This is a genomic window from Streptococcus sp. 1453, from assembly GCF_013276955.1.
Taxonomy (GTDB): domain Bacteria; phylum Bacillota; class Bacilli; order Lactobacillales; family Streptococcaceae; genus Streptococcus.
In genome coordinates, this window is record NZ_VMLZ01000001.1 from 35,568 (window position 1) to 48,834 (window position 13,267).

At 41.0% G+C, this 13,267-nt stretch carries 16 protein-coding genes; 2 read left to right on the forward strand and 14 right to left on the reverse strand.

Going from position 1 to position 13,267, the window contains the following annotated elements; genetic code table 11:
* The first annotated feature begins 4 nt into the window (after positions 1 to 4).
* A complete protein-coding gene (locus HW098_RS00125) occupies positions 5 to 1,018 on the forward strand; it encodes a lactonase family protein (protein WP_176138901.1) in 1,014 nt (337 codons plus the stop codon).
* Positions 1,019 to 1,061: 43 nt separating this feature from the next.
* Here the strand turns inward: HW098_RS00125 and HW098_RS00130 are convergent, their stop codons facing one another.
* The 10 genes from HW098_RS00130 to HW098_RS00175 all read right to left on the reverse strand — a co-directional run bounded on the left by HW098_RS00130 (position 1,062) and on the right by HW098_RS00175 (position 9,707).
* A complete protein-coding gene (locus HW098_RS00130) occupies positions 1,062 to 1,481 on the reverse strand; it encodes a F0F1 ATP synthase subunit epsilon (protein ID WP_000068041.1) in 420 nt (139 codons plus the stop codon).
* Positions 1,482 to 1,491: 10 nt separating this feature from the next.
* Complete coding sequence (gene atpD / locus HW098_RS00135; protein WP_000094360.1) at positions 1,492 to 2,898, reverse strand: F0F1 ATP synthase subunit beta; 1,407 nt, start codon at positions 2,896 to 2,898, stop codon at positions 1,492 to 1,494.
* Positions 2,899 to 2,983: 85 nt separating this feature from the next.
* Positions 2,984 to 3,862, reverse strand: a complete 879-nt coding sequence (locus tag HW098_RS00140; protein ID WP_000301222.1) for a F0F1 ATP synthase subunit gamma — start codon at positions 3,860 to 3,862, stop codon at positions 2,984 to 2,986.
* A gap of 15 nt (positions 3,863 to 3,877) precedes the next feature.
* The gene (gene atpA, locus HW098_RS00145; RefSeq protein WP_023942963.1) at positions 3,878 to 5,383 is read right to left on the reverse strand and encodes a F0F1 ATP synthase subunit alpha; all 1,506 of its coding nucleotides are present in this window, start codon (positions 5,381 to 5,383) and stop codon (positions 3,878 to 3,880) included.
* Between the two features lie 14 nt (positions 5,384 to 5,397).
* Entirely contained in the window at positions 5,398 to 5,934 is a 537-nt protein-coding gene (locus HW098_RS00150) for a F0F1 ATP synthase subunit delta (protein ID WP_176138902.1), read from the reverse strand.
* Positions 5,934 to 6,428 (reverse strand): F0F1 ATP synthase subunit B, encoded by a 495-nt coding sequence (gene atpF / locus HW098_RS00155; protein WP_176138903.1) that lies wholly within the window; start codon positions 6,426 to 6,428, stop codon positions 5,934 to 5,936. Before atpF ends, HW098_RS00150 begins: the two co-directional genes overlap by 1 nt.
* Positions 6,429 to 6,441: 13 nt before the next feature.
* On the reverse strand, positions 6,442 to 7,158 hold the full coding sequence (gene atpB, locus HW098_RS00160; protein WP_175880935.1) for a F0F1 ATP synthase subunit A: 717 nt from the start codon (positions 7,156 to 7,158) through the stop codon (positions 6,442 to 6,444).
* Between the two features lie 34 nt (positions 7,159 to 7,192).
* Positions 7,193 to 7,393, reverse strand: a complete 201-nt coding sequence (locus HW098_RS00165) for a F0F1 ATP synthase subunit C (RefSeq protein WP_175880936.1) — start codon at positions 7,391 to 7,393, stop codon at positions 7,193 to 7,195.
* A 440-nt stretch (positions 7,394 to 7,833) separates the two neighbouring features.
* Entirely contained in the window at positions 7,834 to 8,244 is a 411-nt protein-coding gene (locus HW098_RS00170) for a GNAT family N-acetyltransferase (RefSeq protein WP_176138904.1), read from the reverse strand.
* A gap of 101 nt (positions 8,245 to 8,345) precedes the next feature.
* Positions 8,346 to 9,707, reverse strand: coding sequence for an amino acid permease (locus HW098_RS00175; protein WP_176138905.1), 1,362 nt, complete (start codon positions 9,705 to 9,707; stop codon positions 8,346 to 8,348).
* Between the two features lie 32 nt (positions 9,708 to 9,739).
* Here HW098_RS00175 and HW098_RS00180 point away from each other — a divergent pair, with 32 nt between their 5' ends.
* A complete protein-coding gene (locus tag HW098_RS00180; protein WP_176138906.1) occupies positions 9,740 to 9,904 on the forward strand; it encodes a hypothetical protein in 165 nt (54 codons plus the stop codon).
* A 37-nt stretch (positions 9,905 to 9,941) separates the two neighbouring features.
* On the opposite strand, the gene greA is transcribed toward HW098_RS00180, so the two are convergent.
* The 4 genes from greA to HW098_RS00200 form a co-directional block, all read right to left on the reverse strand.
* The gene (gene greA / locus HW098_RS00185) at positions 9,942 to 10,424 is read right to left on the reverse strand and encodes a transcription elongation factor GreA (RefSeq protein WP_000818760.1); all 483 of its coding nucleotides are present in this window, start codon (positions 10,422 to 10,424) and stop codon (positions 9,942 to 9,944) included.
* A gap of 61 nt (positions 10,425 to 10,485) precedes the next feature.
* Complete coding sequence (gene mltG / locus HW098_RS00190; protein ID WP_176138907.1) at positions 10,486 to 12,081, reverse strand: endolytic transglycosylase MltG; 1,596 nt, start codon at positions 12,079 to 12,081, stop codon at positions 10,486 to 10,488.
* Positions 12,082 to 12,259: 178 nt separating this feature from the next.
* Positions 12,260 to 12,808, reverse strand: a complete 549-nt coding sequence (locus HW098_RS00195) for a GNAT family N-acetyltransferase (RefSeq protein ID WP_240149431.1) — start codon at positions 12,806 to 12,808, stop codon at positions 12,260 to 12,262.
* Positions 12,805 to 13,266 (reverse strand): GNAT family N-acetyltransferase, encoded by a 462-nt coding sequence (locus HW098_RS00200; RefSeq protein WP_176138908.1) that lies wholly within the window; start codon positions 13,264 to 13,266, stop codon positions 12,805 to 12,807. The genes HW098_RS00195 and HW098_RS00200 overlap by 4 nt, the downstream gene beginning before the upstream one ends.
* Between the last annotated feature and the right edge of the window lies 1 nt (position 13,267).

The window sequence follows — 13,267 nt, forward strand, 5'->3', positions numbered from 1 at the left end:
CGTTATGAAAGAAACTGTTTATTTTGGAACTTACACACGTCGTACTTCCCAAGGGATTTACAAGGCTGACTTTGATACAGAAACTGGTCAGCTTTCAAACCTAGAACTTTTTACAGCTGAGCCAAGTCCAACCTACCTTGCCTTTGACCAGCACCAACATTTATACACCGTTGGTAGTCAAGACGATAAGGGGGGAATTGCAGCCTATCAAACTGACGGGACTTTATTAAATCACGTCGTTGAAAAAGGAGCCCCCCACTGTTATGTTGCTGTCGATGAAAAGCGTAATTTGGTCTATGCAGCCAACTATCACAAGGGACAGGTCCTTGTTTATAAACGTCAGGAAGATGGTAGTCTTTTACTTAGTGATGTAGATCAACACAGTGGCCAAGGTCCACATGAAAATCAAGCTTCCCCCCATGTTCACTATACAGATTTAACACCTGACCACTATCTAGTGACCTGTGACTTAGGAACTGACCAAGTTATCACCTATGACCTTGATCGAGAAGGGAAATTATCTAAACTCTATACCTACAATAGTATTCCTGGAGCTGGTTCTCGTCATATCGTTTTCCATAACCACTATAAAATCGCTTATCTCATTTGTGAACTCAATAGTACTATCGAGGTTTTAATCTACGATGGCGTTGGCGAATTTGAACGCATGCAAGTTATTTCAACTTTACCAGAAGCTTACAAAGGCTTTAATGGAACCGCTGCTATTCGTCTCTCTAAAGACGGTAGATACCTCTACGCTTCTAACCGTGGCCATGATTCTATCGCAGTATATACCATCCTTGCGGACGGTAGTCTAGAGTTATTAGAAATCGTTCCAACACATGGTAAGACTCCGCGAGATTTTGATTTGACACCTGACCAAAAATTTCTCATTGCTGTCCACCAAGACTCTGACAATGCAACTGTCTTTAAACGTAATTGTAACAATGGTCGTCTAGCAGAACTCTCCAACGACTTCCATATTCCCGAAGCAGTCTGCATCCGTTTTGCTCCTTAAGAAAACATAAAAAATGAACTTGGTAACTCAAGTTCATTTTTTCTTATAGTCTATTTCCGACATTTATACGGTTAATGGCACGTTGCAGTGCAATCTTCGCACGACGTTCTTGGTCAATCAAGTGTTTGTCTTGTGCTTCTTCAATTGCACGTTCTGCACGAAGTTTGGCACGTTCTGCACGACTGATATCGATATCACGAGCACGTTCTGCAGAATCAGCGACGATTGTAATCATATCATTGGCAATTTCAATAACGCCACCGTTTACTGCAATCCAGTTCACGTGATCTTCATCATCAATACGTTTTACCTTTACTTCATCAACTGCTAAAACCGCAATCATATTTTCATGTCGTGGCAAGATCCCCATCTCACCATCCAGAGTTCGAACCGATACATAGCTGGCATGGTGATCATAGACGAGGCCATCTGGTGTCACGATCTGGACAGTTAACTGAGCCATAGATCACCTCTTAAAATCCCATTTTTTCAGCTTTTGCAATCACATCTTCGATAGAACCTACACCACGGAAGGCATCTTCTGGCAAGTGGTCGTATTTACCATCAAGGATTTCCTTAAAGCCACGTACAGTTTCAGCAACTGGAACATATGAACCTGGCTGACCAGTAAATTGTTCCGCAACGTTGAAGTTTTGTGACAAGAAGAACTGGATACGACGGGCACGTGCAACCAAGGTCTTTTCTTCATCAGAAAGCTCATCCATACCAAGGATAGCAATGATATCTTGCAATTCATGGTAACGTTGAAGGACACGTTTTACTTCTGCAGCAACTGCATAGTGCTCTTCTCCAACGATTTCAGGCGCCAAGGCACGTGAACTTGAAGCAAGTGGGTCAACGGCTGGGTAGATACCCAATTGTACCAACTTACGTTCCAAGTTGGTTGTTGAATCCAAGTGAGCAAAGGCTGTTGCTGGCGCAGGGTCAGTATAGTCATCCGCTGGCACATAGATAGCCTGAATAGAGGTTACAGAACCCTTCTTGGTTGATGTGATACGTTCTTGCAATTGACCCATTTCTGTAGCAAGTGTTGGTTGGTAACCAACGGCTGATGGCATACGACCCAAAAGGGCAGATACTTCTGAACCAGCCTGAGTGAAACGGAAGATATTATCGATAAAAAGAAGCACATCTTGGCCTTCCACATCACGGAAGTATTCAGCGATTGTCAAACCAGTAAGGGCAACACGCATACGTGCTCCTGGTGGCTCATTCATCTGACCAAATACCATAGCTGTTTTCTCGATAACGCCTGATTCTTTCATTTCCCAGTAAAGGTCATTCCCCTCACGAGTACGTTCCCCAACACCGGTAAATACTGAAATACCACCATGTTCTTGGGCAATGTTGTGAATCAATTCTTGGATTAAGACGGTTTTACCAACTCCGGCACCACCGAAGAGTCCAACTTTACCACCTTTAAGGTAAGGGGCAAGAAGGTCGATAACCTTGATCCCTGTTTCAAGGATTTCAGAAGAGGTAGACAACTCATCAAAAGTTGGAGCTTTTTTATGAATTGGCTGGCGCTCTGCATCTTCTGTAAAAGGAGCTTCCAAGTCAATGGTATCTCCCAAAACGTTGAAGACACGTCCCAAAGTTTCTTTACCTACTGGTACAGAGATTGGACGACCTGTGTCCAATACTTCCATTCCACGAGTCAAACCATCTGTTGATTCCATGGCGATAGTACGGACCATACCATCTCCCAACTCTAAGGCTACTTCAAGGACGATTTTTGTTTTTCTTTCGTCATTTTTGTAGACGACAAGTGCATTGTTAATCTCAGGAAGTTTTTCCCCTGCTGCAAACAAGACGTCTACAACGGGACCGATAACCTGAGCAATTTTACCTGAACTCATCTCCTTCTCCTATTCTATATAAGATACTGTCGGTTCCTAGTTCAACTAGGTCCTAAGTTCATTTTCATACGAGCTGGACTAGAGCCTATTCTAAGGCACTAGCTCCTGCTACGATTTCTGTAATTTCTTGTGTAATCGCCGCCTGTCTGGCACGGTTATACTGAATTGTCAAATCATTGATGACTTTCTTAGCATTATCTGTCGCTGTTTGCATGGCTGTCATACCAGCAGCATTTTCAGCTGTCTTGGCATCGATAATAGCCCCGTAAATCATACTTTCTGCAAACTGAGGCAACAACTGCTCCAAAATTTCTTCTCGGCTGGTTTCCAATTCAAAAGTCAAGCTGTAGTCTTCATCCGCTTCATTGGGATCCAAGTCAACAATCGGAAGCATTTGTTCCACACGCATTTGACTGGTTAGCGTATTGACATGGTGGTTGTAGCAAACATAAAGCTCATCAAAAAGTTCATTTTGGTACATTTCAACAGTTTTTGAAATAATCTTACGAACTTGATCAAAGCTAGGTTGGTCTGCCAAGCCACGTAATTCATAAAGTGGTTGAATACCACGAGCCTTAAAGAAATCAGCTCCCATTCCACCAATACAGATCATTTCAAAACCTGTACCGTCTGGGTGGTATTCTTCTTTCAACTCCATAACGGCTTTCAGAATAGAGGAATTATAACCTCCAACTAAACCACGGTCTGAAGTAATAACGATATAGCCTGTCTTCTTCACAGGACGGCTAATCAACATGGGATTAGTTGAACCACCAGCTCCATTACCATGAAGGATATCTGTCAAAAGTTTACGCACTTTCTGAGCGTAAACTTGGAAGTTGCGAGCAGCTTCTTCAGAGCGACCAAGCTTAGCAGCCGATACCATTTGCATGGCATTAGTGATTTGACTCGTATTTTTTGTTGAGGCGATTTTTGTTTTAATATCATTTAGAGATACTGCCATCTGACACCTCTATTCTTATTGGAAGCTAGATTGATTGAGAAACTCTGTAATCGCAGCATCCAAGACTGCTTCTTCTGGCAAGTCTTTTGTATCACGAATGGTTTCTAAAATCTCTGGATGTTGAGCATCAAAGAAGGCATGGAACTCTTCCTCGAAACGAACAATATCATCTACTGGAACAGTATCCAAGAAACCATGTGTCAAAGCATAAAGAATGGTTACTTGTTTCTCAACAGGTAATGGTTTGTGAACAGGTTGTTTCAAGACCTCAACGGTACGACGTCCACGGTTCAACTTAGCCTGTGTTGCTGCGTCTAAGTCAGAACCAAACTTAGTGAAGGCTTCCAATTCACGGTATGAAGCAAGGTCGATACGAAGTGTACCAGCAACTTTCTTCATGGCTTTGATTTGCGCAGAACCACCTACACGTGATACAGATGAACCCGCATCGATGGCTGGACGAATACCCGCATTGAAGAGACCATCGCCAAGGAAGATTTGTCCATCAGTGATAGAAATCACGTTGGTTGCGATATAGGCAGAGATATCTCCTGCTTGTGTCTCGATAAATGGTAGGGCTGTAATTGATCCACCACCAAGTTCATCAGAAACTTTAGCTGAGCGCTCAAGCAAACGGCTGTGAAGGTAGAAAACATCCCCTGGAAAGGCTTCACGACCTGGAGGACGACGAAGCAAGAGCGAAAGTTCACGATAAGCTACCGCTTGTTTTGATAGATCATCGTATACAATCAAAACATGCTTCCCTTGGTACATAAATTCTTCCGCCATAGCAACCCCAGCATAAGGAGCTAGGAAGAGCAATGGAGATGGTTGTGAAGCAGAAGCTGTCACAACGATTGTGTAGTCCAAGGCACCGTACTGACGTAGTGTTTCTACTTGCGTACGAACTGTTGATTCTTTTTGTCCGATCGCAACATAGATACAGATCATATCTTGACCTTTTTGGTTCAAGATTGTATCAATCGCAATGGTTGTTTTCCCTGTCTGACGGTCACCGATAATCAACTCACGTTGACCACGACCAATCGGTACAAGGGCGTCAATAGCTTTCAAACCAGTTTGCAATGGTTCTGAGACTGACTTACGTTGCATAACACCAGGAGCTGGTGCTTCTACTGGACGAGTTTTATCAGTGTGAATTTCTCCAAGACCGTCAACTGGACGACCAAGCGGATCCACAACACGACCAATCAGACTTTCACCTACTGGGACTTCCATGATTTTCCCTGTACGGCGGATTGTATCGCCTTCACGGATATCTGTAAAGTCACCCAGGATGATAATACCAACGTCTGTTGACTCCAAGTTTTGAGCCATACCATAAGAGCCGTTTTCAAAAATCAACAACTCTCCACTCATGGCATTTTCAAGGCCATGAGCACGTGCGATACCGTCCCCGATATAGGTTACAACACCTGTTTCAGTCACATCAAAATTGGGTTTGAAATTTTCAATTTGTTGCTTAATTAAAGCGCTGATTTCTTGTGCGTTAATTGCCAAAAGAACACCACTTTCTATTTCAAATTTTCTTTAACAACTTTAAGTTGTTGTTTAATACTCACATCAATTGTCTTGTGATTGGCAAAAATGACAAAACCACCAATGAGACTTTCATCGATTTGTTCTTTTACACTCCTTACTTTCAGAGACATTTTTTTCTCAATCAAAGGGAGCAAGCGACTCTTCTGTTCATCAGTCAGAGGATGAGCAGAAGTAATCATCACTTCAAATCGATTTGTTTCTTTTTCAAGTCGGTTCAAGCAATCTACAAGCACATCATAAAAAAGATTTGCTCTGTGATTGTAGGCCAGAACCTGAATAAAGTTTTGTATTAAAGGTGACACAGAGTCTTGGAAAAAAGCAATTGTTTTTTCCTTATCCGACTCGTCTACTGCCACTTGTTTTAAAAAAGAAGGCAGACCTGTTTCTTCAGCAACTTGCTTGATTTGAGTCAAGTCTGAAAAGATACGGTCTTCTTCTCCTTTTTCAAGTACCAATTGGACAAAAGGCATGCTGTATTTTTCAATTACCTTTACTGTTTTCTTGTCCATTAAGCTTCTCCTAGCTGATCGATATACTGATCAATGAGTGCTTTATGGGCATGACCGTCAAGGTTTTGTGAGATGATTTTACCAGCCAAGCTGATGGTCAAATCTGCGACCTCACCCTTAACGCTTTGTAAAGCTTCAGCTTTGTTTTGAGCAATTTCTTGGTTTGCTTTTTCTTTTAAGCGTCCTGCTTCTAGTTTAGCATCTGCTAAAATACTAGCCTTACTTTGCTCAGCTGTTTCCTTTGCATTTTCAATGATTGTCTTGGCTTCTTTGCGACTGCCTGCCAATTCATCTTCACGTTTCTGAGCTAAGGCTTCTGCTTTTTGACGTGCCTGTTCAGCACTGTCAATATCAGTAGCGATTTTTTCAGCTCTTTCTTCGAAAATGCCTGTAATATTAGACCATGCAAATTTTTTAATCAAGACTAGCAAAAGAATAAAAGAGCCAGCGATTAAAATAAAGTTACCAATCAATTCACCTACTGTAACGTGCATCAGTTACTCCTTTCTACTCTTCTCCATCATTTATCTTATTTCCTAGGTACATAGAAGACAACATGGTAAACACATAGGCTTGGATGCAGGAAATAAAGACAGAAAAGGCTGTCCAAGCCAAGTTAGCACCAAAAGCAACTGGATACCAATATAGAGCTTGATGAGATAGAGTGATCAGCAGACTAGCCATCACCTCTCCTGCAAAAATATTTCCGAACACCCGCAAGGCAAGTGATAAAAAGTTGGTAAACTCTTCTAAGATGTTCATGGGAGTCATAAAGCCAGGTGTGATATAGGCTTTTAGATATTTTTTAATCCCACGACGACGAATACCCTCGATATGTGTCAATAAAATAATGCCGAATGATAAGGCCAAGTCATACTGTAAATTTGCAGTTGGAGATGTCCAAAGATTGGTTCCATCTGTAGACTGTATCTTAGCCATCAAACCGAGGTTATTTGCCAGTACCATAAACAGAAATAGACAAAGGAAAAAGAGCGAGTAGTCTTTCATGTAGCTTTTACCAATGTTAGGTTCTGTAAATCCAATAACAAAGTCATAGAAATACTCAAGTACATTTTGCTTTCCTTTGGGTTTCAAGGTCATATTGCGACTCGCCCAATAAATAAAGACAAAAATAACTCCCACAATCAACAAGGTCATGGCTAACATGGTCAAATCAAAGGTAACAGGACCAATAGAGATGGTTGGAGTAATACTTTCTTCCATCTAAAATCCTCCCTTTTCTTCTCGTTCCGTTTGTCTATTTGATGATGAATGAAAAGACGAGGGTAACCAAGAACGTTCCTTCAATAAAGGCAATCCCCATAATCATCAAGCTACGCAATTCAGAAATAATATCTGGCTGGCGAGCTGCAGATTTAAGCAAACCGTTCATCAAAAAGCCTTCCGCAAGGGATACACCCATACAGGCAAGACATAGACCAAAAAATGTTAAATTCATGATAAATTCTCCTTTTGAATTAAAACTTACTTACTTAGTGTAGTCCTAAAATTTCGATTTGTCAACTTTTTTTGCACATTGGAAGCGTTTAATGAAAATTACCTCTATTTTCTCGCGTATTTCACTCTATTCTGAAAAACTTGTGTATATTTACTGAAGCTAGTAAGTCTTACCTGTAAATTTAATGAAAGCAACACAAAATCCGAGAGGGGAATCTCGGATTAAGGTCAATTTAAAAAGATAGAGAGTTTTTAGTTTAAATAAATTGTTTTAAAATATCAACAACATCACTTTTTTTCTTAACCTGATAGGACTTGATTCCCAATTTCTCAGCTGCGATTGTATTGTCCTCAATATCGTCTAGAAAGACACAATTTGTAGGATTTAACTGGTATTTATCGATAGTTACTCATATCCATCAGTCCACCTCCATATTCACCTTACAAATCTTTTTGGTAATAAAATCTTTTTCCTGTGTAGGGATAGTCTTGCAAAGCAAAGACTTCCTTGTAGCCATGCCTTTTATAAAAATCTGGAGCCTGAAACTGGTAAGTATTGACAAAAGCAAAACGACAGTTACGATTCTTAGCTTCAGTTTCTGCTTGCTGCAATAGTTTTGAACCGATTCCTTGCCCTCTCAGTTCCTCTTTTACAAATAAATACTCGATTTCGAGCCAATTTCCAAAAGTCTCTGCTATCAAACCTGCCAGGAGATTGCCATTTTCATCTTCAACATAAAGATTAAGTGGCTCACTTTCAGCCTCTTCTCTTTTTGAACGGTTATAAGCACGAATCAAATTCCCAATTTCTTGTGCTTTCTGAGACTCCTTATTTTCCAATCTAAAGTACATCCAAACCTCCTTGAAAACTGATACAGCTTGTATTATAGTCTTATTTCAAAAGACTGTCAAACTAGCAAAAACCCACCAACCTGAGTTGATGAGTATTTAATCTATTTTCTAAATTTCCACTGGCTGTAAATCCCAAAACCGATAATCCAGATAGCTGAACCAATTGCTCCTACAAATGTAGACTCCTGTAAAAAGAGGGTTACAAAGACAAAGGCAAAGAAGAGCATGGTTAAAGGATTTAGGAAACGATAATGGGGCATGAGATAGCCATCCTCCATAAAGTCTGGTGACTTGCGGTATTTAAGGTGAGCCACCATGATCAAGATATAAATAGCGATATAGACACCAGATGACGATGCCGTAATCAAGGCAAAGGCATCCGAAACTCCTGGCAAGACGTTGATAAAGGCTGCTAGGGCAATCAAAATCGCTGAGGCAATGATGGCATTTTGTGGTACATTGTGGCGAGAAAGAGTATCTGCCTTGATAGCCTTTAGGAAGCGATTTGGCGAATCATGAGCAATCTGATACAAATGGCGCCCTGTTGAATAAAGGGTTGAGTTAAGAGCAGATGCTGCTGAGGTCAAAACGACGAAGTTAATCAAGGCTGCTGCCCACTTGACACCGGCCAATTCAAATACTGTAACAAAAGGTGAATCAGCAGAAGCCAGTTCACGCCATGGAATGATGGACATAATGGCCAAGAGGGCTCCGCCATAGAAAAAGACGATTCGTAGAGGAATTTCCTTAACAGCTTTTGGCAAGACCTGACGTGGATTTTTGGTTTCAGAAGTTGTGACCCCGATAAACTCAATCATAAGGTAGGCAAAAAAGACCATCTGGAAGGCCATGACAAAGTTGACACCTCCATTTGGGAAGAGGGAGAAATTGTCGGCGATATTAGCTAAGCTTGCTACTCCATGAGGTGTCTTAAAGCCTGTCAAGACCATAAAGACTCCTGTTGCAATCATAGCTAAAATAGCCACAATCTTAACCATCGCAAACCAAAACTCAACTTCCCCAAAGAGCTTAACCGCAATCAGATTAACCAAGGCTAGAATGGTCAAAAATCCAATCTCAATCATCCAACTTGGCCAAGTTGGGAACCAAAATTGCACATAATGTGCGATAGCAGTGATTTCCGCCATACCGATAAAGACAACAGATAGCCAGTAAGACCAAACCGAGAAATAGCCCCAGCCCTTACCCAAATGGCGCGTGATAAAGTTGATAAAGGTATGTTGTTCAGGATCTTGGTAGAGCATTTCCCCAACAGCACGCATCATGAGGAACATGAAAGCCCCTGTAATCATATAAATCAGTACAATGGAAGGACCTGTCAGGCTAATAGAGCGACCCGCTCCCAAAAAGAGTCCTGTTCCGATTGTTCCCGCAATGGCCATAACCTGCACATGACGATTGGTCAGACCACGCTCCATCTTATTTTTCTTCTTTGAACTCATATAGTCTCCAATTTCAATTTAATTTATACTCAATGAAAATCAAAGAGCAAACTAGTAAGCTAGCCGTAGGTTGCTCAAAACACTGTTTTGAGGTTGTAGATGAAACTGACGAAGTCAGTAACCATACATACGGCAAGGCGACGCTGACGTGGTTTGAATTTGATTTTCGAAGAGTAGCAAAATGGAAAAAGGAGTGAGTGAAGCGCACAGCCTCCCCACTCCTTTTTTCTGTTTTTAGGCTGTTTTTTCAACCTTTAAGATTTTTACATCATAGCTACCAACAGGTGTTTCAATGGTTGCTGTGTCACCTGTTTTCTTGCCAATCAAGGCTTGTCCAATTGGGCTTTCATTTGAAACTTTACCTGCAAAGGCATCCGCACCAGCTGAACCTACAATAATATAAACTTCTTCTTCGTCCTCACCAATTTCTTGGATGGTGACTGTTTTACCAATCGCTACTTCGTCTTGGGCAACTGCGTCGCTATTGACGATTTCAGCATAGCGAATTTTTGTTTCCAAGCTAGAGATTTGTCCTTCAACAAAGGCTTGTTCATCCTTAGCTGCTTCGTACTCACTGTTTTCTGAAAGGTCACCGTATGAACGGGCAATCTTAATGCGTTCTACCACTTCTGGTCGACGGACCAATTTCAATTCTTCTAATTCTTTTTCAAGTTTTTCCTTTTCCTCAAGGGTCATAGGATATGTTTTTTCTGCCATTTTTCTCAACTTTCTTCTGATGATATTTTCGAAAGAAAATTATGTGAAGTATCACATAATTTTAGTTTGTTTGGTTTAATTTGCTGTTGACATGTTCAGCAACATTGCGATCGTGGTCTTCTTGATTGTTAGCATAGTAGACCTTGCCATCTGTGACATCTGCTACAAAGTAGAGGTTATCGCTCTTAGTTTGATTGATGCTTGACTCAATCGCATCCAGACTTGGACTATCGACTGGACCAGGCATGAGACCTACATTTTTATAAACATTATAAGGTGAATCAATGTTGGTATCAATCGCAACATCCTCAGCTAGACTGATATTTTGCCCCAGTTTTCCTTGGGCATACAAGATTGCAATATTACTTTGAAGTGGCATATCACGATTCAAACGATTGTAGAATACACCTGCAATGAGCTTACGATCTTCTGTCTTGGCACCTTCTTTTTCGACCAAGGAAGCAATGGTCAACAACTCATTGACAGTCAAGTTTTTAGATTTGATAGTACTATAGTAAGGAGATAGGTTCTTATCCATAGCAGCTAACATCTCATCAATCAAGCTCTCAATAGTTGTGCTTTCCTTGATAGAGTAAGTAGCTGGGAAAAGGTATCCTTCCAAACGATAACGCGCACCGCTGTCTTTTGTAGGCAAGCTTTCAAGTAGACTCGGATATTTGGCAACTTCTTGACTGATAAAGTTCTCATCTTGAACTTTTGCTAGGAAAGCATCCGCTGTCAAAGGCTCTTTGAAGTCACCTTGCAATTGACCTACCGCTTGAGCAATCTGATCCAAGGTATAACCTTCTGGAATTGTCAAAGTCGCAAGGACAGGTTCTTGTGGTTCAGCTGTTCCACCTTTTTGCAACTCTTTGAGTAAGTCTTCTGTACTCATACTCTTTTGCAAATTGTAGTAACCTGCTTTCAAGTCGGTATAATTTTTATACTTGGCATAAAAGCTAAAAATCAGACCATGCTTCACCAAACCAGCTTTTTCAAGCGTCGTACCAATTTCTTGAACGTTTGAACCGTCAGGAATTTGAACCGTCACATATTTCTTAGAATTAGCATCAATAGGTAACAAAGAATCTAGCACGTACTGATAACCAAAGTAACCACCTGCTGAGAGCAAGGCAAGGAATACAAGGAATGAAATCACAAAGGCTTTCACATGTGACTTCTTCTCTTTCTTAGGCTTAACGGATTTTGCTCCTTCTCTACGGCTACGACGTGGTGTATCGCTGATGATATCCACTGTTTCTGTAGCAGGCGTAGGTGTTTCTGGACCTGCTTGTTCTGCTTTTTTCTCTGCCGTCTTATAGGAAACAGCTACCCTTGTTGGGGTTTCATTGTATTCTCTTTCAAATTTCTTAGGTCTAACAGGACCTGGACCTGGTCTTGAACCACTTTCTTCCGCTGGAGAAGAAGGTACATCTTGACTTGGGTGAGTAGGCACGATAGGAGCTTTTCTCATAATCTCCTCTACCGTTGACAAGGAATCAGCCATGAGTTCTTCAGCTGAAGGTTCATTTGCAGGAGTGCGAACTACTCCCTTATCTTCTCTCAGAACTTCATCATAGCCTTTTACTTTTTCTAAATCTCTCAGAATCTGCTCTTTAAAGCTTAATTTCTCTTCTTCTCTTGACTTTTCACTCAAAAGTTTTTCCTCCTTGTTGACAATCCATAATATTATATCTTAAAAGTCCAAGAAAAGCAACCTATGATACTTTTCCTAGCTTATTTTTTATACTCAATGAAAATCAAAGAGCAAACTAGGAAGCTAGCCGCAGGTTGCTCAAAACACTGTTTTGAGGTTGTAGATAAGACTGACGAAGTCAGTCACATATATACGGTAAGGCGACGCTGACGTGGTTTGAATTTGATTTTCGAAGAGTATTAGCTTCCCAGACCATATCATACCAAGTTTCCCCTGCAAAGGTTGACTGGGACAAGCCTTCATTGACAAATCCGTGTTTTTCATAGTAGGCGATGAGATAGTCATGACAGGTTAGGTTAATGCCATCTCTATTATCCTCAAGAGCAACTTCTTTCAAGGCTGTTAGCAATTTCTGACCCAGTCCGAGTCCCTGTGCTTCCTTGGCAATAGAGAGACAGGTCACAGAGATATAGCCACCAGTCTCATGACTATAGTCTTTTATGTCTTCTGTAAAAGAGGGGTCTTGCAGATAGCGGTGAGGGGCAACTGGCCCTTCGATATAACCCATGATCCTACCTTCTTTTTCTGCAACCAGAAAAGAGGTCTGAATTTCTCGCAAATGTGCCTCAAAAACAGAGCGAGGAATGGCTTCTTCAATCGAGAAATTTTCTAGTTCGATTTCGACAATCCGATCCAAATCTTCTAATTTTGCTTGTCTGATCTTCATTGTGCCTCCAGATAAAAGGGATTAAACCAAATCATACTAAATCCCTGGCTAGTTGCATAAAGCGAAGTTTCTTCATCAATAAAACCGTTCATTTCAAAATAGGAAAGCAGCTCATCAGGGCTCTCCAAACGAATCCCTTTGTAATCCAGCTCAACTGCCATCTCTTTCAAGGCTGCAAGAAGAAGTGTTCCCAAGCCCTGTCTCTGATGGTCAGACTCAATGACTAAAGAATGTATTTCTAGACATTGCGGATTGTCTGACTGGGGACTTGATAGAATATAGCCTAAAAGTTGATTTTCATCCCTAGCTAGAAGAAAGGTATCCGCACACTTACGGATACTTTCTTCTAAAATATGGGAAGGTTGCTGCTTTTCAGCTGGAAAAGACGAAGTTTGAATCGCCTCTATCTCAGCCAAATCAGACTTGCTTGCCTGAATGATCTTAATTGGAATTTCCATA